We start from the raw sequence: 20,939 nt of genomic DNA, 5'->3' as shown, positions 1-20,939 counted from the left end.
GCCCGGCGCTGTCACGCTGGGTGGCTGGGATGTCGCCGACGGGACAGGACGGGCATGGGGCAGCCGCTGAGCGCGCACGTCAACCGGAGCCTGATGGCGATTTCCCGGCGGGCGGAGAGCGTGGACCGGCATACGCTGGCCAAAACCTTCGTGGTGGCCGGGTCGTTCTCGGCGATTCTGCATTCCGCCGACCATCAGATCCTTTACGGCCGCCGCGGCACCGGGAAAACGCACGCCCTGCTCTATCTGGCCGATCTGGTCGAGGAAACCCACGACGTCGCGGTGTACCTGGATTTGCGCACGATCGGCTCCACCAGCGGCCTGTACGCGAATCAGCAGCTGCCGGTGCCGCTTCGGGGCACGCAGTTGCTGGTCGACACGCTGGAAGCGGTGCACGAACAGCTGCTGACCACCGCGATCGAGACGAGAGTTTCCGACCAGGAAGGCCTGCTGCAGGGCCTGGACGAGCTGACCGAGGCGGCGACGACGGTCGAGGTCGTCGGCAATGTCGAGCGCGAGACCACGGTCGGCGGCTCCGCGGAGCAGGCGAGCAGCGCCGGAGCGTCGGCGTCCTGGGGGCCGGGCGGTCCGCGTGGTCAGGTGACGATGTCGGGCAGCAGCCGGCAGTCGGTGACGGCCTCGGATCGGTTGCGGCGCACCGGAACCGAGCATCACCAGGTCATTTTCGGTCCGCTCAGCCGGGCGCTGGCGCGGGTCACGGCCGCGCTGGCGCCGGCCCGGCTGTGGCTTTTGCTGGACGAGTGGAGTTCGATTCCCCTTGAGCTGCAACCATTGCTGGCGGATCTGCTGCGCCGCAGCGTGCTCCCGACGCGCGGGACGACGGTCAAGATCGCGGCGATCGAACGCCGGTCCCGGTTCCGAGAACCGGGCTGCGAGGGCGATTACGTCGGGATCGAGGTCGGTGCGGACGCGGCGTCGGCGGTCAGCTTCGACGACGTGCTCCTGTTCGACCACGGCCGGAGCCAGTCGAGGCAGTTTTTCGCCGAGTTGTTCCTCAACCACGTACGACCGCGGATGCCGGTGACCGACGACGCCGCGGAGTTCGTGGCCACCGCGTTCAGCCGCACGGCCTTTCCCGAACTTGTCCACGCGGCCGAGGGCGTGCCCCGCGACGCGATCAACATCGCCGCGCTGGCCGCGCAGCACGCGAACACGGCGACGATCGGGATCCGGCACGTCCGGCAAGCCGCGCAGGATTGGTATCTGCGGGACAAATACGCCGCGATCGCCGGGAACGAACCGGCCTTGACGACGCTTCGCTGGCTGGTGGACGAGGTGGTCGGCCGGCGGCGCTCCCGCACTTTCCTGCTCGACCACGCGAGCGGCGCGCACGACGAGACCATGCGCGATCTGTACGACGCCCGGCTCGTGCACCTGGTGCGGCGCGGCATCGTCAACCGGAAGCGGCCGGGAACGCTCTACGACGGGTTCGCCATCGACTACGGCTGCTACGCCGCCTTGTTGTCCGAGGGCGAACAACCGTCCCGGAGAAGCAAATCCGACACCTGGCTGACCGATCCGAGCGGCGCGCTGCCGGACAGCGTCCATCTCGAGCAACTGCTGGTCGAACTGCCCGGCGCGGCGAGATCGGTGCCCCGCCAGCGAAAACCGCGCGAATGAGCTAGCGGAGCCGTTCGAGCGCGGCGACGGTGGCCGGGACGTCCTCCCAGATCGGCGAGTGCCCGGTCTCGACGGGGACGAGTTCGCTGTCCGGCAGATGGTCGACGAGGTGCTGGGCGTCCGCGAGGGTGCGGGCCCGGTCGTGGATTCCGTGCAGCACCGCGACCGGGCAGCGGATCGACGCCAGCCGCGGCGTGAGGTCCAGCTCCCGTTGGCTCGTCAGGACTTCCAGCGCGGCTTCGGCCGGGACGCGGGCGGCGTAGCCGAGAAGTTCGGCGCGCAGCTCGGGCGGCAGCGGTCGAGCGAAGGACCGGTCGAGGATCGCCGCGTGCAGTTCCGGACCCCAGTCGGTGGCGATCGTGGCGAGGATCCGGTCGACGTCGCCGTGGCCGCGCATGTGCGCGCCGGTGTTCGCGAGCAGCAGCCCGGACACCAGTTCCGGCCGGGTGGCCGCGACCGTCGCCGCGATACAGCCGCCAGTGGAGTGTCCGATGAGCGTGACCGGGCGGCCGCGCTGCTCGATCCGGTCCGCGACTCGCGCCGAGACGTCCTCGATCCGCCACGGGCCGGGCGCGGTCATCCAGTCGACCGCGTCCAGCTCGCCGGGCAGCGCGGCCGCCAGCGGCGCGTAGATCCGCGGGCTGCAGAGCGTGCCCGGAACCGCGACCACGCGCACTGAGGTCAGCTGTCCTTGAGCGGGAACCCGCCGCCGATGCCGCGCCACGCGAGGTTCGCGGTGAGCGCCACCGCGTCCTCGCGGCTCATCGACTGGTTGTGCTGCAGCCAGTAACGCGCGCTGACCTGGCTCATCCCGACCAGGCCGACCGCGAGCAGCCGGGCCTTCTCCTCGTCCAGCCCGGCGTCGGAGGTGATCGTCTCGGTGATGGCCTCGACGCTGGCCGAGGTCGCGCGGTCGACCGCCTCCTGCACGGCGGGCTCGCCGCGGAGGTCGGACTCGAAGACCATGCGGAACGCGCCCGCGTCGTTGTTCACGAAGTCGAAGAACGCCCCGACCGTGGCCGGGACGCGCTGGCGGTTGTCCGTGGTGGAGTTCAGCGCGCCCTGCACCCGGCCGACGAGGTCGTCGACGTGGCTTTCCAGCAGCGCGATGTACAGGTCGAGCTTGCCGGGGAAGTGCTGGTAGAGGACGGGCTTGCTGACCCCGGCCTCCTCGGCGATCTCGTCCATCGCCGCCGCGTGGTACCCGTGCTCGGCGAAGACGCGCTGCGCGGCCGTCAGCAACTGGGCCCGGCGCTCGGTCCGGGGCAACCGGACGCCTCGTTGCAGTCGCGCCATCTCCGTCATTCTTCCTCCGTCCGCAGCCTTCGCCGGGCGGGTTCACCACCGCGTGAAGTGAATCTGACATTACTCGTGGGTACGCCCGAAATGCCAAGGGTGAGGCATCCTGGACTGGTGACGACCACGACCTCCCGCCCCGCCGCCGCGGGGACGGTCCGCCCGCCGGTGACCCAGGTGCCATTGTCGACTACGCCCCTTCCGCCGCTCGACGGGGCGCTGCCGGCTTGGCCGGGAACGGTCGAAGACGGCCTCCACGTCCGGCACACGCCCGGTCCGGACGGCACGCCCGCGGTGTACGTGCACGGGCTCGGCGGCTCGTCCACGAACTGGACCGACCTCGCCGCGCTGCTCGCCCCGACCGCGTCCGGACAGGCTGTTGACCTGCCCGGATTCGGTTATTCGGAGCCCGCGGAGGGGTTCGCGTACAGCCTCGACGACCACGCCGAGGTCATCGCGGGCCGGCTGGAGCGGATCGGGAAGCCGGTGCACCTGCTCGGCAACTCGATGGGCGGCGCGATCTCGCTGCTGGTCGCGGCGCGGCGGCCGGAGCTCGTGAGAACTCTCACCCTGATTTCCCCGGCGATGCCGGACCGCCGCCCGGACCCGCGCCGGCTGTCCGATCCGCTGATGGCGCTGGCCTACCTGCCGGTGGTCGGGGCGAGGGTGCGCCGCCGGATGGCCGGGATGACCCCCCGCGAACGCGCCGCGCAGGTCATCAAGCTGTGCTTCCACGATCCGTCGCGGTTCCCGGACGCCCGGCTCGACGAACTGGTCGAGGAGCACGCCGCGCGCGCCGGGTTCCCGTGGGCGCTGGCCGCGATGGAACGGAGCACGTTCGGCATCTTCCGGCGCTGGACCGCGCTCGGCGCCGCGTCGCTGTGGTCGGTCGCCAAACAGGTCCAGGCCCCGACGCTGGTCGTCTGGGGACTCCACGACCGGGTGATCTCGGTCAAGCGCGCGCTGCGGACCGCGCGGGCGATTCCGCGCGCCCGGATGCTGGTCCTCCCGCGCACCGGACACGTTGCGCAGATGGAGCGTCCGCAGGCGGTCGCGCGGGCCGTGCTGGGTCTGTGGGAGGGCGCGGACGACGGCTCCTGGTAGCCCGAACGGGGGACCGCGGATCGCCGGGGAGCCCGCCAGTCGCTGCCGGGAACGTCGTCGCCGTGTGGCACCCTGGGTCGGTGGACCGGCTGAAGCAGGACGCGCGAGCGAAGGACCGGCGGGGCCCGACCGCCGGGTCGGCCCGGCGTTCCGGGGCTTCCGGGTCCGGCGATCCGGAGGCTGATTCGCCGCGCGTCGGCCAGTACCGGCCCGCGCGGAAACCGGCCCAGCGCGTCGGCGACGACCGGTACCGGCCGGGCGGCAGGCGCACCAGCGCGGAGCCGCTCGCCGCCGCCTGGAAACCCAAGGACGGCGGTTCCGAGAAGCGCCCCGCTCCGAAGAAGAAGCAGACGCCGTTCGCCCGGTTCGTGAAGACGTACGGCTGGCGGGTGTACGCGCTGCCGATCCTGGCGGTGATCACCGTGCTGGTCGCGGTCAACACCGCCTCCGGCCCCTCTGACGCGGGCCTGGCCGGCAGCGGAGGCGAGGTCGCGTCGGGCGACACGTCCTCGGGCGCGATCGACGGGGCGGGCGGCATTCCGGAGAACCCGGCGCAGCCGGTGAACCTCAACGTGCCGACCGCGGATCTGCCGAGCGGTGGCCCGTTCACACAGTCGGGCAAGGGCACCTGGCACGTCGTGCCGGGGTCCGGCGACGTCGTGGGCAAGAGCGGGAAGCTCTACACCTACACCGTCGAGGTCGAGGACGGCATCGATCCGGCGAGCTACGCTGGCGACGACAGCTTCGGGACCGCGGTGCAGGGCATTTTGTCCGATCCGCGCAGCTGGACCTGGAACGGCGAGATCCGGTTGCAGCGGGTCGACTCGAGCTATCCGAACCCGAGCTTCCGGGTGAGCCTCACCACGCCGGACACCACGCACCGGCCGGACGCGTGCGGGTTCCAGATCAAGTTCGAGGCGTCGTGCTACCGGCGCAGCATGGGCCGGGTGCTGATCAACTTGTCGCGCTGGGTGCGCGGCGCGAAGGTCTACGGCTCGGACATGACGGGGTACCGGCAGTACGCGATCAACCACGAGGTCGGGCACGCGCTGGGCAACAATCACGTGGGCTGCCCGGGAAACGACCAGCCGGCGCCGGTGATGATGCAGCAGTCGTTCGGCGTGGCCGACGACTACGTCGCGATGCTCAACAACATCCCGGGCGGCGACAAGGGCAAGGTCGCCGCGGACCACCGCGTGTGCAAGCCGAACGCGTGGCCGAACCCGACTCCGCCGGGCCAGTAACAACGTCCCACGATCTGAGAGCAGGGAAGTGTCCCTTGCGGGCGGGCGTTGAACATACTGGGATCGACTACGCGACCCGCGCGAGTATGGAGGACCCGATGTCAGACACGGCACTGCCGCCGCTCGTCGAGCCGGCAGCCGAGCTCACCAAGGAAGAGGTGGCCCGGTACAGCCGTCACCTGATCATCCCGGACGTCGGGGTGGTCGGGCAGAAGCGGTTGAAGAACGCGAAGGTCCTGGTCATCGGTGCGGGCGGCCTGGGAAGCCCGGCGCTGCTGTACCTGGCGGCGGCCGGCGTGGGCACGCTCGGCATCATCGACTTCGACGTCGTCGACGAATCCAACCTGCAGCGCCAGGTGATCCACGGCCAGTCCGACGTCGGCAAGCTCAAGGCCGCGTCGGCGCAGGAGTCCATCGCCGAGATCAACCCGCTGGTCAAGGTGCACCTGCACACCGAGCGGCTCGAATCGGCGAACGCGCTGGAGATCTTCGCCCAGTACGACCTGATCCTCGACGGCACGGACAACTTCGCCACCCGCTACCTGGTCAACGACGCGGCGGTGCTGCTCGGCAAGCCGTACGTGTGGGGTTCGATCTTCCGGTTCGAAGGCCAGGTGAGCGTCTTCTGGGAGGACGCCCCGAACGGCAAGGGTCTCAACTACCGGGATCTGTACCCCGAGCCGCCGCCGCCGGGCATGGTCCCGTCCTGCGCCGAAGGCGGCGTGCTGGGCGTGCTGTGCGCGTCGATCGGCTCGATCATGGTGACCGAGGCGATCAAGCTCATCACCGGCATCGGAGAGCCCCTGCTGGGGCGGTTGATCTCCTATGACGCGCTGGAGATGAAGTACCGCGAGGTCAAGATCCGCAAGGACCCGGAAACCCCGAAGATCACCGAACTGATCGACTACGAAGCCTTCTGCGGCGTCGTGTCGGACGAGGCCGCCTCGGCCGCCTCCGGCAGCACCATCACCCCGGCGGAACTCAAGGCGAAGTTCGACTCCGGCGAGGACTTCGCCCTGATCGACGTCCGCGAACCGCACGAGTACGAGATCGTGAACATCAAGGGCGCCACGCTGATCCCGAAGGACCGAATCCTCTCCGGCGAGGCACTGGCGGAACTGCCGCAAGACAAGCCCATCGTCCTGCACTGCAAGTCCGGCGCCCGCTCGGCAGAAGCACTGGCAGCCCTGCACGCGGCCGGGTTCAAGGACGCCACCCACCTGGGCGGCGGCGTCCTGGCCTGGGCCAGGCAGATCGACCCAAGCCTGCCGACCTACTGAGCACCAGCAGTCCGTGAAGGGCTCCTAGAGGGACACACCTCCCCTCAAGGAGCCCTTCACGGCTTTCAAGGCCCGTCAGGGCCGCCTTCACGCCCCTAAAACCGCCGCCGATGCACCCAAACATCGAGGCACCCAGCCCCTCCCCCGCACCCCGATACGAAGCCTCCCTGCGGTTCGGGGGTGCTTGTCAAGGCATCTTTCCCGCCTTGACAAGCACCCCCGAACCGTCAGCACAATCAAGCTTCGGGGTGCCCCACGCAACCCATCAATAGCAATGTCGCCGCCAGGCGACGAGCCGACCCCAACCCCCGACCAGCGCGTCTCCCCATCCCCCACCCCCCACCGGGGTAACCTCCCCCTTTGTGCGGTCAACCCTCGAACGTCCCTCCAACCGCGTCTGCTCCGCGTTCGGCAGCGACGCCGACGCCGTCACCCTCCTCCCGGACTCCGAAACCTGGCACGCCGGAGAAGTGGTCTTCAAACGCGTAACCGACCGCTCCCAAGCCCTCTGGACCGCCCGAGCCCTGGACTTCGCCGAGGACCCCGGCCTCCGCATCTCCAAGCCGATCCGCTCCCGGGACGGCCGCTGGATCGTCGGCGACTGGTCCGCCTGGCGCTACCTCCCCGGAACGACCGAACACCGCTGCGACGAATCCGTCCTGGCCGCGGTCCGGCTGCACCGCGCCACCGCGGACCTGCCCCGCCCGGACTTCCTCTCCTCCCGGGACGACCGCGACGCGATAGCCGACCGCATCGCCTGGGAAGAACAAGACCGCCCCCTCCCCGAGGAAAAAGGCGGCCGCTGGTTCGAAATCCTCGCCCCGGCCCGCCGCCCAATCAAGCTCCCGCACCAGGTCGCCCACGGCGAACTCCTCGCCGGGCTGCTCTTCGACGGCGAGGCGGCCCCCGGCGTAGTCGATTTCGTCCCGTACTACCGCCCCGGCGAATGGGGCGCGGCGATCGCCGCGGTCGACTCCCTGAGCTGGGGCGGAGCCACCGGAGCCCTGCTGGAACGCTGGGCCCACCTTCCGGAATGGCCCCAGCTCCTGCTGCGCGCGATCCTCTTCCGCCTCGCCTCCCACGCACTGGACCCCAAGTCCACGAACGCCGCACTGGACGGCCTGCGCGCCGCGGCCCGTGAGGTCAGCGCGATCCTCTGACTCACCGCGCACTCCCGCTGTGACGGCGGGCAATGTCAACTGCCTGAAACATTCCGGCGCTTTGAGGTAACACGGCGTCCTTACCGTCGGGTCATCGCCGACTCGAGGAGCGCCTGTGCCGCACGTCGACACACATTGCCCGTACTGCGCTCTGCAGTGCGGGATGCGCCTGGACGAGACCCGGGTCACCCCAAGGGATTTCCCGGTCAACGCGGGCGGCCTGTGCCAGAAAGGCTGGACCGCCGGTTCGCTGCTGCGATCCGGTGCCCGGCTGACCTCGCCGCTGCTTCGCCGAGACGGTGAACTCCAGCCGATTTCCTGGGACGAGGCGCTGGATTTCGTCGCGGATCGGCTGCTCGCCTCGCGCCGGGACCACGGGGCGGACTCGGTCGCCGTGTTCGGCGGTGGCGGTCTCACGAACGAAAAGGCTTACCTGCTCGGGAAATTCGCCCGAGTCGCGCTCGGAACGTCGCAAATCGACTACAACGGCCGGTTCTGCATGTCCTCCGCCGCGGCGGCCGGGATGCGCGCGTTCGGGGTCGATCGCGGACTTCCGTTCCCGGTCACCGATCTCGCGAACGCGGACGTCGTCCTGCTCGCCGGAGCGAACCCGGCCGAGACGATGCCGCCGTTCATGCAGCATCTGGACAGCGCGGAACTGATCGTGGCCGACCCGCGCCGCACGCCGACCGCCGAGCGCGCCGCGTTGCACCTCGCCCCGGCTCCGGGAACGGATCTTGCCCTGGCGCTGGGAATTCTGCACGCGGTGGTTGCCGAGGGGCACCTCGACAAGTCCTATGTGGATCTTCGGACCTCCGGGTTCGACGAGATGTGGCGCATCGCCGCGACCTGGTGGCCGGAACGAGCCGAGCGGGTGACCGGGGTCTCCGCGGCCGATCAGCGCCGGGCGGCGGAGATGCTGGCCCGGGCAGGCAACGCCTATGTGCTGACCGGGCGCGGGACCGAGCAGCACGCGTCCGGCACCGCGACGGTCGGCGGGTGGATCAATCTCGCGCTGGCGCTGGGACTGCCCGGCCGGGCGGGGTCTGGCTTCGGCTGTCTGACCGGACAGGGCAACGGTCAGGGCGGACGCGAGCACGGCCAGAAGGCGGATCAGCTGCCGGGTTACCGCAAGATCGACGACCCGGCGGCACGGGAGTACGTCGCGAAGGTCTGGGGCGTGCCGGCGGAAAGTCTGCCGGGTCCGGGACGTTCGGCGGTCGAGCTGCTCGACGCGCTGGGCGATTCGATCAAGGCGTTGCTGGTGTTTGGCAGCAATCCGGTGGTGTCGGCCCCGCGCTCGTCCCGGGTGCAGGACCGGTTGGCCGCACTGGATCTTCTCGTGGTGGCGGACTTCGTCCTGTCCGAGACCGCGGAGCTGGCCGACGTGGTTTTCCCGGTTCCGCAATGGGCCGAAGAGGAAGGCACGTTGACCAACCTCGAAGGCCGGGTCCTGATGCGGCAACGGTCGATTGAACCGCCGGACGGGGTGCACAGCGATCTGTCGCTGTTGCGGGGTCTCGCGGTCCGAATTGGACAGCCGGCCGAGAAGTTTCCCGACGATGCGGCGGAGGTCTTCGAGGAGCTGCGTGTCGCGTCGAAAGGCGGAGCCGCGGACTACTCCGGCGTGACCTATCAACGGCTGCGATCCGGGGAAGCGTTGCACTGGCCGGTTCCGGACGAAACGCACCCGGGTACGCCGCAAATGTTCCTCGACGGATTCGCGCATCCGGACGGACGGGCGCGGTTCGCCGAGGTTGACCACAGTGGACCGGCCGAACTTCCGGACGAGGTGTTTCCGTTGCAGGCCACGACCGGCCGGGTGTTGCAGCACTATCAATCCGGTGCGCAGACGCGGCGGATCGCGGAACTGACGGCGGTGGTGCCGGAGGTGTTCGTCGAGGTGCATCCCGATACCGCGGCGCGGTCCGGACTGGCCGACGGGGACCGCGCGGTGGTGCGGTCGCGGCGCGGCGAAACCGTCGCGCGAGTGCGGTGCGTGCCGTCGATGCGGGCTGATCTCGTCTTTATGCCGTTCCACTTTCCCGGTGCGGCGCGGGCGAATCTGGTGACCAATCCGGCGCTCGACCCGGTGAGCCGGATGCCGGAGTTCAAGGTGTGCGCGGTGTCGTTGGCGAGGGCGGAAGCATGAGCGCGCGAAACGTCGTCATCATCGGGTACGGGATGGCCGGGGCCCGGCTGGCGGACGAGATCCGGCGGCGCGATCCGGAAGGCGACCGGGTGCGGCTGACCGTGCTCGGCGAGGAGCCGCATCCGGCGTACAACCGGGTGCTGCTGTCCACTGTGGTCGCTGGCGGGATGAGCCCGGACACGGTGCGGCTGCACGATTCCGGGTGGGCCGCCCAAGCACGGGTCGATCTTCGGCTCGGCACGCGGGTGGTGCGAATCGATCCAGCGCGCCGGGTGGTCGGCACGGAAACCGAAGAATTCCCTTACGACGCAGTCGTTCTCGCGACCGGAGCCGCACCTTGGCTGCCGCCGGTCGAAGGGCTCGAACTCGGGCCGGAGGTCGTCGCGTTCCGCACTCTGGACGACTGCGCGCGCATCGTGGACGCGGCACGTCCGGGTGCGCCGGTCGCGGTGCTCGGCGGCGGGCTGCTCGGTTTGGAGGCCGCGCGAGGGCTGGCCGGTCGCGGCGCGAACGTGACGGTGGTGCATCCGCAGCCGCACGTGCTGGAGCGGCAGCTGGATTCCGGCGCGGGCCGAGTGCTGGCGCGCCGGTTGGCGGAGCTGGGCGTGACGTTCCGGTTCGAGGTGACGGCCGCTCGGCATCTTCCCGGCGACGGCCTCAAACTCGACGACGGAAGCTTCGTTCCGGCAGACCTCGTGGTCGTCGCGGCCGGGGTGCGGCCGGAGACGTCGCTCGCCGAAGCCGCCGGGCTCGCGGTGGACCGGGGAATCCTGGTGGACGACCTGCTCCGGACCAGCGACGGCCGGATCCACGCGCTGGGCGACTGCGCTCGGCACCCGGGCGCGCCGGCGGGATTGGTGCAACCGGCGTGGGAACAGGCCACCGTGCTCGCCGATCTGCTCACCGGCGCGGACGCCACCGCGCGCTATCGCGGGACACGCACGGTGACCCGGCTCAAAGCCCGCGACATCGATCTCGCCGCGCTCGGCGAAACGCAGGTGACCAGCGACGATGCCGCCGCCGAGGTCGTGACCTTCGACGATCCGTCCGGCGGACGGTACGGCAAGCTCGTCGTCCGCGGCGACCGCGTGACCGGCGCGATCCTGCTTGGCCTGCCGGACGCGGCGGCGACCGTGACACAACTGCACGACCGGGGCACCCCGGTGCCCGAAGACCGGCTCGCGGTGCTGCTCGGCCGTGCGTTGCCCGCGGGCGCGCCAACGGCGGCGAGCCCGGCCGATCTTCCTTCGTCCACAGTGATCTGCCGCTGCAACGCGGTGACCAAAGGCCGGCTGATCGAAGCCTGGCGGGGTGGCGCCACCGACGCTGCCGCACTCGCCCGCACCACCCGCGCGACCACCGGATGCGGCAGCTGCCGCGACACGGTCGGCGCGGTCGCGGACTGGCTGGCCGCGCAATGACCGCCCCCGGTAACGAGGAGGACGCCATGACCCGCCGTTGGATCGAGCACTGGGATCCCGAGGACGACGAGTTCTGGGAGACGACCGGCAAGCGAGTCGCCCGGCGCAATCTGTGGTTTTCCGTGTTTTCCGAGCACATCGGCTTCTCGATCTGGACCCTGTGGTCGGTCGTGGTGCTGTTCATGGGCCCGGCCTACGGGTTCAGCGCGGCGGACAAGTTCCTGCTCGTCTCCACGCCGACGGTGGTCGGCGCGATCATGCGGATCCCGTATACCTTCGCGGTCGCGCGGTTCGGCGGTCGCAATTGGACAGTCATCAGCGCGGTGCTGTTGCTCATTCCGACGGTGCTGACCGCCATCGTGCTGCACCCGGGCACCTCGCTCGGCACGTTCGTGGTGATGGCCGCGCTTGGCGGCGTCGGCGGCGGCAATTTCGCGTCGTCGATGGCGAACATCAACACCTTTTATCCAGAGCGGCACAAGGGCTGGGCACTCGGGTTGAACGCCGGTGGCGGAAACCTCGGGGTCGCGGTGATTCAGCTTGTCGGCCTGCTCGTCATCGGTACCGCGGGTGCCACTGCGCCGCGTCTGGTGCTTTACATCTACCTTCCGCTGATCGTCATCGCCGCGACGTGCGCCGCGCTGTTCATGGACAACTTGGCCAGTGTTCGCGGGGACACCAAAGCAATGCGCGAGGTAGTCCGTTATGGACACACCTGGGTGATGTCGCTGTTGTACGTCGGCACGTTCGGTTCCTTCATCGGCTACAGCTTCGCCTTCGGTTTGGTGCTGCAGAACCAGTTCGGCCGAACCCCGTTGCAGGCCGCCGCGGTGACCTTCCTCGGTCCGCTGCTGGGTTCGCTGTCGCGGCCGATCGGCGGATGGCTGTCGGACCGCATCGGCGGCGGACGGGTCACCTTCGCGACCTTCGGTGCGATGGCGCTGGCGACCGTGGTGCTGGTGCTGGCTTCCTCGACGAACTCGCTGGCGACGTTCACCGCCGCGTTCATCGTTCTGTTCGTGCTCACCGGAATCGGCAATGGGTCGACCTACAAGATGATCCCGGCGATTTTCCAGGTGAAGGCGCGCGCGGCGATTCAGGCCGGTGCGGACGAGGCGACGGAATTGCGCAACGCCCGGCGGCTTTCCGGGGCGTTGATCGGGCTGGCCGGCGCGATCGGCGCGCTGGGCGGGTTGTTCATCAACCTCGCTTTCCGGCAGTCGTTCGCCGCCGCGCACAGCGGAGTCCCGGCGTTCATCGGATTCCTGGTCTTCTACGCGGTGTGCGTGGGTGTGACGTGGTTCGGCTATCTGCGCAAGCCGGCGGTGCGCGCGCAGGTGGCGTTGGCAGGAGCGGAGGTCTGAAATGCCTACAGTGGTGGTTGCCGGGCACGGAATGGTCGCGCACCGGTTCGTGGAGGCACTTCGCGCGGCAGACTCGGCGGGCGAGTGGCGGGTCGTCGTCTTCGGCGAGGAAAACCGTCCCGCTTACGACCGGGTCGCGCTGACTTCCTATGTGGACAGCTGGGATCCGGCCGCGCTGGCGTTGCCGGGCTCGGATTACGCCGGCGATGACGCGGTCGACCTTCGGCTAGGCGAAGTCGTCGTGTCGGTGGATCGCGCCGCCAAGACGGTGACGACGGCTTCCGGACACGTTGAGCCGTATGACTCGCTGGTGCTGGCGACCGGTTCTCGTCCGTTCGTCCCGCCGGTGCCGGGCCGGGATCTGCCGGGTGTGTTCGTGTACCGGACGATCGAAGACCTCGACGCGATCCGGGCCGCGGCCCAGCGACAAGGACGCGGCCGTCGAGCCGCGGTGGTGATCGGCGGCGGCCTGCTCGGCTTGGAAGCCGCGAAGGCCTTGCGGGACATGGGTTTGTCGCCGCACGTCGTGGAGATGGCACCGCGGCTGATGCCGTTGCAGGTCGATGACGGCGGCGGCGGGCTTTTGCGGCGGCTGATCACGAACCTGGACGTGACCGTCCACACCGGAACCTCGACGGACGCGATCGAGGCCGACGGTTCGCGGTTGCTGGCTCGGCTGGGCAACGGCACGGAGCTGGACGTCGACCTGGTGGTCTTCTCCGCCGGGGTGCGGCCGAGGGACGACTTGGCCCGGGAGTCCGGTTTGGACGTTGGCGAGCGCGGCGGCGTGCTGGTCGACGCGACGTGCCGGACTGCCGACCCGTCGGTCTACGCGATCGGCGAGTGCGCGGCGGTCGAAGGCCGGGTGTACGGCATCGTCGCGCCGGGCTACGCGATGGCGGAGGTGGTCGCGGCGCAGCTCACCGGCACGACGGCGAGCTTCCCCGAACCGGACACCGCGACGAAGCTGAAGCTGATGGGCGTGGACGTCGCCAGTTTCGGCGACGCGCACGCGGCCACCGAAGGATCGCTGGAAGTAGCGGTGAACGACGCCGTCGCCGGGACGTACAAGAAGCTCGTGGTCACCGACGACGGCCGGACGCTGCTCGGCGGGGTCCTGGTCGGCGACGCCGCGGAGTACAACACGCTGCGGGCGCTGGTCGGCCGTCCGTTGCCGGCTGACCCGGGTGCGTTGCTCGCCCCAGCTGGCGGCGGTGCGGCGGTGGGCGTCGACGCGTTGCCGGACGAGGCGCAGGTCTGTTCCTGCAACGGGGTTTCCAAGGGCACGCTGACCCGGGCGATCACCGAGGACGGCTGCGATTCGGTCGGCAAGTTGAAGGCGTGCACGCGGGCGGGGACGTCCTGTGGTTCGTGTGTGCCGATGCTGGCGAAGCTGCTGAACGCGTGCGGGGTCGAGCAGTCGAAGGCGCTGTGCGAGCACTTCACGCAGTCTCGCGCGGAGCTGTTCGAGATCATCCAGGCGACGCGGATCACCACGTTCAGCGAGCTGATCAGCCGGTATGGCACCGGGACCGGTTGCGCGGTGTGCAAGCCCGCGGTGGCGTCGATTCTGGCGACGCTCGGCAACGGGCACATTCTCGCCGGCGAACAGGCCGCGCTGCAGGACACGAATGACCGGTTCCTCGCGAACATGCAGCGCAACGGCAGTTATTCGGTGGTGCCGCGGATTCCCGGCGGCGAGATCACGCCGGAGAAGCTGATGGTGATCGCGCAGGTCGCGCAAGATTTCGGGCTGTACACGAAGATCACCGGCGGACAGCGGATCGACCTGTTCGGGGCCACTGTGGACCAATTGCCGGACATCTGGCGGCGGCTGGTCGACGCGGGCTTCGAATCCGGACACGCGTATGGGAAGTCCTTGCGGACGGTCAAATCCTGCGTCGGCTCGACCTGGTGCCGATATGGCGTGCAGGACAGCGTGGGGCTGGCGATCGATCTGGAACTGCGGTATCGCGGACTGCGCTCGCCGCACAAAATCAAGGCCGGCGTTTCCGGTTGTGCGCGGGAATGCGCGGAGGCGCGCGGCAAGGACTTCGGCGTGATCGCCACCGAACACGGGTGGAACCTTTACGTCGGCGGCAACGGCGGAGCGACGCCGCGGCACGCGGAACTGCTGGTGTCTGATGTGGACACCGAAACGCTGGTGCGCACGATCGACCGGTTCCTGATGTTCTACGTGCGCACGGCGGACCGGTTGCAGCGCACGGCGCCGTGGATCGAGGAGCTGGACGGCGGCCTCGACCACTTGCGCGCGGTGATCGTGGACGACAGCCTCGGCATCTGCGAGGACCTGGACGCCGCGATGGCGAAACACGTCGAGGGCTACACCGACGAATGGCGAGGAGTGCTGGAGGACCCGGACAAGCTGGCGCGGTTCAGTTCGTTCGTGAACGCGCCGGGGACGCCGGACCCGTCGATCTCGTTCCGCGCGGAGCGGGAGCAGAAAATCCCGGTGCTGCTGGGACTTCCGGAGGTGCGGCGATGACCATGACTTCATCCTGGACCGCGGTTTGCGCGGCCTCGGACATCCCGGAGTTCTGCGGAGCCGCGGCACTGATCGACGACCAGCAGGTCGCGGTGTTCCACACCGCTGGCGGCTGGTACGCACTGTCCAACTGGGACCCGTGCAGCGGGGCGGCCGTGTTGTCGCGCGGGATCGTCGGCGACGCCGGGGGAGAGCCGGTGGTCGCGTCGCCGGTCTACAAAGAACGGTTCTCGCTGGTGACCGGTGCGTGCCTCGACGCGGAAGGGGTTTCGGTGCCGGTGTATCCGGTTCGCGTACGGGACGGGGTGATCGAGGTGGGCTCGCCGTGACCGACGTCCGGCCGCTGGCCGGGTTCACGGTGGGAATCACGGCAGCGCGCCGGGCTGAAGAGCTGGGCGCGCTGCTTGTGCGCCAGGGTGCCGCGGTCCGTTATGGACCGGCGATCCGGATCGTGCCGCTCGCCGACGACACCGAACTCCACGCGGCGACGATGCGGTTGCTGGAGTCGCCAGTGGACATCGTGGTGGCGACGACCGGAATTGGTTTCCGGGGCTGGATCGAGGCCGCGGAAGGCTGGGGTCTGGCCGAAAAGGTGCTTGAGCATTTGTCGAACGCTTCGCTGCTGGCTCGCGGTCCGAAGGCGGCCGGGGCGGTGCGGACGGCCGGGTTGGCGGAGGACTATTCGCCCGCTTCGGAGAGCAGCGCGGAGCTGCTGCAGTACCTGACAAACTCCGGAGTGGACGGACGGCGGATCGCGCTGCAGTTGCACGGTGAGCCGCTGCCGTACTTCGCGGAGACGCTCCGGCAGGCGGGGGCCGAGGTGATCGAGATCCCGGTGTACCGCTGGGTGGCCCCGGCCGATCCGGGACCACTCGACCGGCTGTTGGACGCGGTTCTGGAGGGCACCATCGATGCTTTGCCGTTCACGAGCGCGCCCGCGGCCGCGTCGACCGTCGCGATGGCCCGGCGGACTGGTCGCCTCGGTGCGTTGATCGAGGTGTTGAGCAACCGGGTGGTCGTGGCGTGCGTCGGCCCGATCGCGGCCGGGCCGCTCGCCTCGCTGGGCATTCCGACTGTCCAACCAAGACGGTCGCGGATCGGCGCGCTGGCGAGAACGGTCGGCGACGCCTTGGTCGCCGCTTCGCCGACGCTGTGTGCCGCCGGGCATGTACTACAGATCCGCGGCACCGGCGCGCTGGTGGACGGCGAATGGCGTGAGATCGCGCCCGCCCCGATGGCGCTTCTGCGTGCTCTCGCACGCCAGCCTGGCCGGGTGGTCGCGCGCCGGGAGCTGTCCGCCGAGCTACCGTCCGGTGGCGAGGCACACGCGGTGGAGACGGCGATCGGCCGGTTGCGGACGTCTCTCGGCGGCGCCGGCGTGGTGCAGACGGTGGTCAAGCGCGGTTACCGGCTGGCAGTGAATCCCGGCGACACCCCAGCGTCGATGGGCTAGCCTCGGTGCGGTGCGGATGGTCCCGATTCCGCCGGGAACGGTGACGCTCACCGACCGGCGGACAGAACGCAGCTGGACAGTCGACGTGCCCGCGTTCGAACTCGGCGCGTTCCCGGTCACCCAGGAGGAATACCACGGCGGTGATGGGCTGCCTGCGGTCGAAGTGTCCTGGTTGGACGCAGTGCGGTTCTGCAACACACTGTCCGAACGCGACGGATTGCCGCTCGCGTACCTGGTCGAAGGCAACGAGGTGGAGTGGGACCGGTCGTCGCCCGGCTACCGGCTGTCCACCGAAGCCGAATGGGAGCACGCTTGCCGCGCCGGCACCGAGGGCCCGAGGTACGGCGAGCTGGACGAGATCGCCTGGTATGAAGGAAACTCCGGTGGCCGGCTGCATCCTCCCGGCGAGAAGCGGCCGAACGCCTGGGGTGTCTACGATCTGCTCGGCAACGCCTGGGACTGGTGCTGGGATCTCTACGACCCCGCCGTCTACGGCGAGTATCGAGTGCTCAAGGGCGGCGGCTGGGCGGATGAGCACTGGAGCGTCCGGGTGTCCGTGCGCCGCCGCAGCCATCCGACGTTCCGGGTGGACGACGTCGGCTTTCGCGTCGCACGGTCTGGTTAGGACTGTGCGGAGTCCCACCAGGACAGGATCCGGGTGCCGTACAGCGTCAGCCATTTCGAGGGCTGTCCGGCTGGGACGTCGACCTCGAACCACATGTCGCCGGGCAATCGGCCGTCCTGCAGCCAGGTTCCGTCCGGCTGGCGGGCGGCGCGGACTCGTTCCACCGCGTCGGCGAGGCGCGGGTCGGGCGGAATGTCGTCCACGATGGCGGCTTCGCGGAAGTACTCGAGCGCGTTGATCGCGCTGTAATGCCACCGCACCGGGTACGCGAAGTGGTCGACCCAGGACGCGACCTGCTCGCCGGTCGAAAGGCGGTACAGCAGTTGGCGCTCCAGCAAGTACTCCTCGCCGGCTCGGCGGGCGGCGTGCGTCTCGTCGGTGCCGCCGGTCGCGATGTCGTAGGCGAGCAAGCCTTTCAGCGCGTTCAACGTCGAATGGAAGGACGAGCGCTTCGATCCGTCGACCCATTCGCAGTTCCACCCGCCGTCGGCCATCTGGTGCTCGGGGAACCAGTGGGCGAGCCGGGAAACGTCAACGCCGAGCCAGCCGCCGTTCGCGAGCGTCCAGGCATTGATGCAGACGTCGACCTCACCGTCCCAGTACGGCAGATCGTGGTATTCCCAGCGGGCATTCTCGGCGATCAATTCAGCGGTGCGATTGGCGCGCAGCACCGCCGGATCGAGGCCCCATTCGCGCAGGGTGGTGAGCGACCATGTGGTCGCCGTCCACGGTTGTCCGGTATCGGGGCCGGGCGTGAATTGCGCTGGGAAGAAAGCGCCGCCGGCCCACTGTCCGTCCGGGTCCTGCCGGGCGAGGAGCTGGGCGCCGAAACCCTCGGTCGCGATCTTGTGCCGGGTGGCCGTCCAGACCTCGGGCAGCGCGTCCGCTAAGTCCCGTTCGACCTGCCAGCGCAGCGTCGGGTCTGAGTCGAGCAGCCATTTCAGCACGTCGAAAACTCTAGTCCGGTGGTCAAGCCCAGGTCACGGAAAAGTCCTGGTAACCCCGGGCGGACGCGGCCCGGGCCGCCTCGTCCTCGGCGGCTGCGCGGTCGGCGCGGCGGAGCGGATCGAATTCGGTCAGCGTGAAGGCCAGCCGTTTGCCGGAGACCTTCATGCGCCAGGTACCGAGGATCTCGCCGTCGACCAAGAGCGCGCCGGGGCTGCCGAGAATTTTCCACACTTCTTTCGCGCGTGCTTTATCCGGAACGAGGACGGCTTTGTCCCGGCCCTGCGTGTACGGATCGAGCGGCGGAAGAAGACGTACTCCGGCCGGCGAGGGCGGGTTCTCCAACGCGGTTAACCGATCATTCGGGAGGAAGGCGCGCCGACCGTCCACTTTGATCTCGGTGACCGCGGAAGGCCAGGTTTCGCTGAGGCAAGTTTTCGCAGTGCCGACGAAACCGGCCGCGTCGCCCGGAGTCGCGGGTCCGTTGAAGCGCAAATACTGTTCAAGAACTCGCGAAACCGCCGCCGGAACCGGGCGCGTGGACATCCGTCCGCGATCCTCCAGCGGCGCGAGCGTCGCCGGACTCTGCCCGGCTTCGAGCCGCGTACCGCCGTGCAGAGAAGCGATGCGCATGAGCTGTTCGTGCACATGGGTCGCGTTGCAGGGACGGCACCACCGGCTGAACGCGGGCGGCAGCAGCTTCGTGATCGCGGCGCTCACCGTGCCCTTGGTCATCGGCTTGGTGACTACTTTGCGAATCGCCCGCGCGGTCGTGAAAATGATGTCCACAGGGGACTCGTCCGCGGCCTGAATGTCTTTCTTCTGCCACAACATTCGCGCCAGCGCGTCCGGATCGTTGAGCGGCACCAGCGCGGCCGTCAATTCCGGCAGATCCACGCGCCGGTGGAAATGCGGCGCGCCCCGGTGCGACCACACCAGGGCGAGCCGCGGATCGTCCACAAGAGACTCCGGCCTGACCGGATCCGGCATCCGGGCCGCCAGCGAGAGCAACGCCGTGTCGCGCATGCTGTCCTGCAACCCCAGGTCCAGCAGCGGCAGGTCGTACGGATCGGCGACGGAGCGGTGCAGCCCCTGCTCGGCGATCCGGTACGCCAGCGCCTGTTCGCGTGACACCTCCAGCATCCCGGCCTCCTTCAGAGCGTGTAGTCGAAGGTGTACGACACGGTCGGTTCGCCGAGCACGCCGTGCACCGTGCCGGTGCCGCTGATACCGGCCAGCTCGCCGGTGCCGGAGCCGGGCACGACCTCGAAGGTCGAGCGGATGCTCTTCGGGTCGAAACCCCACTCCTGACGGACGATGAACGTGCCGCGGCGGCCGTCGACAGTGCCCTCGAACCGGTCGTAGCCCGGCGACGTGGTCGCGCCGCCGTCGTAGCCCTCGCCCGGGTCGTACAGCAGGTAGTCGCCGGTGGCCGCACCCTGGATCACGCCCGAGTACTCCATCGCGGCGTGCACGTAGGCGACGCGCGGGCCGCCCTCCTCGCCGCTCGCCACGTGCTCTTCCCACTTCGTCATGCCAAACGTGTTCATGCCGAGCACTCAACCACGCATACCTGCCATCTTGTGTCAGGTATTTCGGTCATACTTGGCGCATGCGTGCCGGACGTCTGCTCACCGTGCTTCTCCTGCTGCAGAACCGCGGCCGGATGACCGCCGAGGAACTGGCCGCTGAGCTGGAGGTTTCGGTCCGGACGGTGTACCGGGACATCGAGGCGCTGTCGGCGTCGGGCGTGCCGGTGTACGCCGACCGCGGCCGCAGCGGCGGGTACCAGCTCGTCGACGGCTACCGGACCCGGCTGACCGGGCTCAACGAGGACGAAGCCCAGTCGCTGGCGCTGGCCGGGCTCCCGGTGGCGGCCGCGGAGCTGGGGCTCGGCACCGTGCTGGCGGCGGCGCAGCTGAAGCTGTACGCCGCGTTGCCGCAGGAGCTGCGCAGCCGCGCCGGCCGCGTCGCCGAACGGTTCTACCTGGACGTTCCCGGCTGGCATCGCGGGATCGAGAGCCTGCCGACGCTGTCCGCGGTCGCCGACGCGGTGTGGGCCGGGCGGCGGGTCCGCGTCCGGTACGAACGGTGGGGACAGCGCGAGGTCGAGCGGGTGCTGGAGCCGCTCGGGCTGATCCTCAAAGCGGGCAACTGGTACCTCGCCGCCCGGTGCGAGGGGACCGATCGCACCTACCGGATTTCGCGCATCCACGAGCTGACCGACCTCGGCGAGGAGTTCGAGCGACCGGCGGAATTCGACCTCGCTCGTTACTGGCAGGAGTGGTCCGAGCAGTTCGAACGCCGGATGTACCCCCGGAAGGCGACAGTCCGCCTCTCGCCGCGGGCCCAAGCTCTCGTACCGTTCTACGCGGGAAGCGTCGGCGCGCGGGCGCTTCGCGAGGCAGTCGCCGCCGGAGCGGAACCGGACGGCGACGGATGGTTGACGATCGACCTGCCGGTCGAACCGGGAGAACCGGCGATCGGCGAACTGCTCCGGTTCGGGCCGCATCTGGAGGTGCTCGCGCCGGAGGACCTGCGCACGGAGCTGGCGGCGGCGATCCGGGAGATGGGGCAGGCGTATGAATGAGCCGGGCGGGGTTCCGGGTTGGCGGGCCTTCGCTGAGTCTGGATCGGCGAGTGAGACGTGCCGCCGCGGTGTGGTGCGGAGGCTGCGCGGGCGGGATGCTGTTGGCTGCCTGGCGGGTTTCGCCGGATACGAGTCGAGCGGATCGATGCGCTGAGCAC

18 protein-coding genes are annotated in these 20,939 nt (G+C 69.5%); 13 read left to right on the top strand and 5 right to left on the bottom strand.

From position 1 onward, the window contains the following. Positions 1 to 54: 54 nt before the first annotated feature. A complete protein-coding gene (locus tag F9C11_RS01490; protein WP_409183162.1) occupies positions 55 to 1,641 on the top strand; it encodes an ATP-binding protein in 1,587 nt (528 codons plus the stop codon). A gap of 1 nt (position 1,642) precedes the next feature. Here the strand turns inward: F9C11_RS01490 and F9C11_RS01485 are convergent, their stop codons facing one another. Further along, on the bottom strand, positions 1,643 to 2,317 hold the full coding sequence (locus F9C11_RS01485; protein WP_409183161.1) for an alpha/beta fold hydrolase: 675 nt from the start codon (positions 2,315 to 2,317) through the stop codon (positions 1,643 to 1,645). A gap of 5 nt (positions 2,318 to 2,322) precedes the next feature. Next, the gene (locus tag F9C11_RS01480) at positions 2,323 to 2,946 is read right to left on the bottom strand and encodes a TetR/AcrR family transcriptional regulator (protein ID WP_409183160.1); all 624 of its coding nucleotides are present in this window, start codon (positions 2,944 to 2,946) and stop codon (positions 2,323 to 2,325) included. A 108-nt stretch (positions 2,947 to 3,054) separates the two neighbouring features. Here F9C11_RS01480 and F9C11_RS01475 point away from each other — a divergent pair, with 108 nt between their 5' ends. From F9C11_RS01475 to F9C11_RS01425, 11 genes are all read left to right on the top strand, one after another. Further along, positions 3,055 to 4,041: an alpha/beta fold hydrolase gene (locus F9C11_RS01475; protein ID WP_409183159.1), complete on the top strand. Its 987-nt coding sequence runs from the start codon at positions 3,055 to 3,057 to the stop codon at positions 4,039 to 4,041. Between the two features lie 80 nt (positions 4,042 to 4,121). Next, on the top strand, positions 4,122 to 5,285 hold the full coding sequence (locus F9C11_RS01470) for a DUF3152 domain-containing protein (protein ID WP_409183158.1): 1,164 nt from the start codon (positions 4,122 to 4,124) through the stop codon (positions 5,283 to 5,285). Between the two features lie 98 nt (positions 5,286 to 5,383). Continuing rightward, positions 5,384 to 6,565, top strand: coding sequence for an adenylyltransferase/sulfurtransferase MoeZ (gene moeZ / locus F9C11_RS01465; protein WP_409183157.1), 1,182 nt, complete (start codon positions 5,384 to 5,386; stop codon positions 6,563 to 6,565). A 362-nt stretch (positions 6,566 to 6,927) separates the two neighbouring features. Then, positions 6,928 to 7,725 (top strand): TIGR02569 family protein, encoded by a 798-nt coding sequence (locus tag F9C11_RS01460; RefSeq protein WP_409183156.1) that lies wholly within the window; start codon positions 6,928 to 6,930, stop codon positions 7,723 to 7,725. Between the two features lie 115 nt (positions 7,726 to 7,840). After that, entirely contained in the window at positions 7,841 to 9,877 is a 2,037-nt protein-coding gene (locus tag F9C11_RS01455; protein ID WP_409183155.1) for a molybdopterin oxidoreductase family protein, read from the top strand. After that, a complete protein-coding gene (locus tag F9C11_RS01450) occupies positions 9,874 to 11,298 on the top strand; it encodes an FAD-dependent oxidoreductase (protein ID WP_409183154.1) in 1,425 nt (474 codons plus the stop codon). Before F9C11_RS01455 ends, F9C11_RS01450 begins: the two co-directional genes overlap by 4 nt. A 26-nt stretch (positions 11,299 to 11,324) precedes the next feature. Continuing rightward, positions 11,325 to 12,662 carry a nitrate/nitrite transporter gene (locus tag F9C11_RS01445; RefSeq protein ID WP_409183153.1) on the top strand — a complete coding sequence of 446 codons (1,338 nt, stop codon included), beginning with the start codon at positions 11,325 to 11,327 and terminating at the stop codon, positions 12,660 to 12,662. 1 nt (position 12,663) lies between these two features. Continuing rightward, complete coding sequence (gene nirB / locus F9C11_RS01440) at positions 12,664 to 15,168, top strand: nitrite reductase large subunit NirB (protein ID WP_409183152.1); 2,505 nt, start codon at positions 12,664 to 12,666, stop codon at positions 15,166 to 15,168. Beyond that, entirely contained in the window at positions 15,165 to 15,497 is a 333-nt protein-coding gene (nirD, locus tag F9C11_RS01435) for a nitrite reductase small subunit NirD (RefSeq protein ID WP_409183151.1), read from the top strand. Before nirB ends, nirD begins: the two co-directional genes overlap by 4 nt. Beyond that, positions 15,494 to 16,621, top strand: coding sequence for a uroporphyrinogen-III synthase (locus F9C11_RS01430; protein WP_409183150.1), 1,128 nt, complete (start codon positions 15,494 to 15,496; stop codon positions 16,619 to 16,621). The genes nirD and F9C11_RS01430 overlap by 4 nt, the downstream gene beginning before the upstream one ends. A 10-nt stretch (positions 16,622 to 16,631) precedes the next feature. Continuing rightward, positions 16,632 to 17,246: a formylglycine-generating enzyme family protein gene (locus F9C11_RS01425; protein WP_409183149.1), complete on the top strand. Its 615-nt coding sequence runs from the start codon at positions 16,632 to 16,634 to the stop codon at positions 17,244 to 17,246. Here the strand turns inward: F9C11_RS01425 and F9C11_RS01420 are convergent. Genes F9C11_RS01420 through F9C11_RS01410 form a run of 3 tightly spaced genes read right to left on the bottom strand, consistent with a single transcriptional unit; the run spans position 17,243 to position 19,741 of the window. After that, a complete protein-coding gene (locus F9C11_RS01420; protein WP_409183148.1) occupies positions 17,243 to 18,193 on the bottom strand; it encodes a squalene cyclase in 951 nt (316 codons plus the stop codon). The genes F9C11_RS01425 and F9C11_RS01420 overlap by 4 nt on opposite strands. A 22-nt stretch (positions 18,194 to 18,215) precedes the next feature. Beyond that, complete coding sequence (locus F9C11_RS01415) at positions 18,216 to 19,334, bottom strand: DNA glycosylase AlkZ-like family protein (protein WP_409183147.1); 1,119 nt, start codon at positions 19,332 to 19,334, stop codon at positions 18,216 to 18,218. Between the two features lie 11 nt (positions 19,335 to 19,345). Further along, positions 19,346 to 19,741, bottom strand: a complete 396-nt coding sequence (locus tag F9C11_RS01410; RefSeq protein ID WP_409183146.1) for a DUF3224 domain-containing protein — start codon at positions 19,739 to 19,741, stop codon at positions 19,346 to 19,348. 62 nt (positions 19,742 to 19,803) lie between these two features. Here F9C11_RS01410 and F9C11_RS01405 point away from each other — a divergent pair, with 62 nt between their 5' ends. Further along, the gene (locus F9C11_RS01405; protein ID WP_409183145.1) at positions 19,804 to 20,781 is read left to right on the top strand and encodes a helix-turn-helix transcriptional regulator; all 978 of its coding nucleotides are present in this window, start codon (positions 19,804 to 19,806) and stop codon (positions 20,779 to 20,781) included. Positions 20,782 to 20,939 lie beyond the last annotated feature (158 nt).

Source organism: Amycolatopsis sp. VS8301801F10 (assembly GCF_046195355.1).
Taxonomy (GTDB): domain Bacteria; phylum Actinomycetota; class Actinomycetes; order Mycobacteriales; family Pseudonocardiaceae; genus Amycolatopsis.
The sequence above is the reverse complement of the archived record's forward strand: the minus strand, read 5'-3'. Positions and strand labels throughout refer to the sequence as shown.

What these genes read in the sequence shown, in the direction of transcription:
- F9C11_RS01490 (WP_409183162.1), top strand. Translation starts at nt 55, where the DNA reads ATGGGGCAGCCGCTGAGCGCGCACGTCAACCGGAGCCTGATGGCGATT.
- F9C11_RS01480 (WP_409183160.1), bottom strand. Translation starts at nt 2,946, where the DNA reads ATGACGGAGATGGCGCGACTGCAACGAGGCGTCCGGTTGCCCCGGACC.
- moeZ (WP_409183157.1), top strand. Translation starts at nt 5,384, where the DNA reads ATGTCAGACACGGCACTGCCGCCGCTCGTCGAGCCGGCAGCCGAGCTC.
- F9C11_RS01450 (WP_409183154.1), top strand. Translation starts at nt 9,874, where the DNA reads ATGAGCGCGCGAAACGTCGTCATCATCGGGTACGGGATGGCCGGGGCC.
- F9C11_RS01445 (WP_409183153.1), top strand. Translation starts at nt 11,325, where the DNA reads ATGACCCGCCGTTGGATCGAGCACTGGGATCCCGAGGACGACGAGTTC.
- nirB (WP_409183152.1), top strand. Translation starts at nt 12,664, where the DNA reads ATGCCTACAGTGGTGGTTGCCGGGCACGGAATGGTCGCGCACCGGTTC.
- nirD (WP_409183151.1), top strand. Translation starts at nt 15,165, where the DNA reads ATGACCATGACTTCATCCTGGACCGCGGTTTGCGCGGCCTCGGACATC.
- F9C11_RS01415 (WP_409183147.1), bottom strand. Translation starts at nt 19,334, where the DNA reads ATGCTGGAGGTGTCACGCGAACAGGCGCTGGCGTACCGGATCGCCGAG.
- F9C11_RS01410 (WP_409183146.1), bottom strand. Translation starts at nt 19,741, where the DNA reads ATGAACACGTTTGGCATGACGAAGTGGGAAGAGCACGTGGCGAGCGGC.
- F9C11_RS01405 (WP_409183145.1), top strand. Translation starts at nt 19,804, where the DNA reads ATGCGTGCCGGACGTCTGCTCACCGTGCTTCTCCTGCTGCAGAACCGC.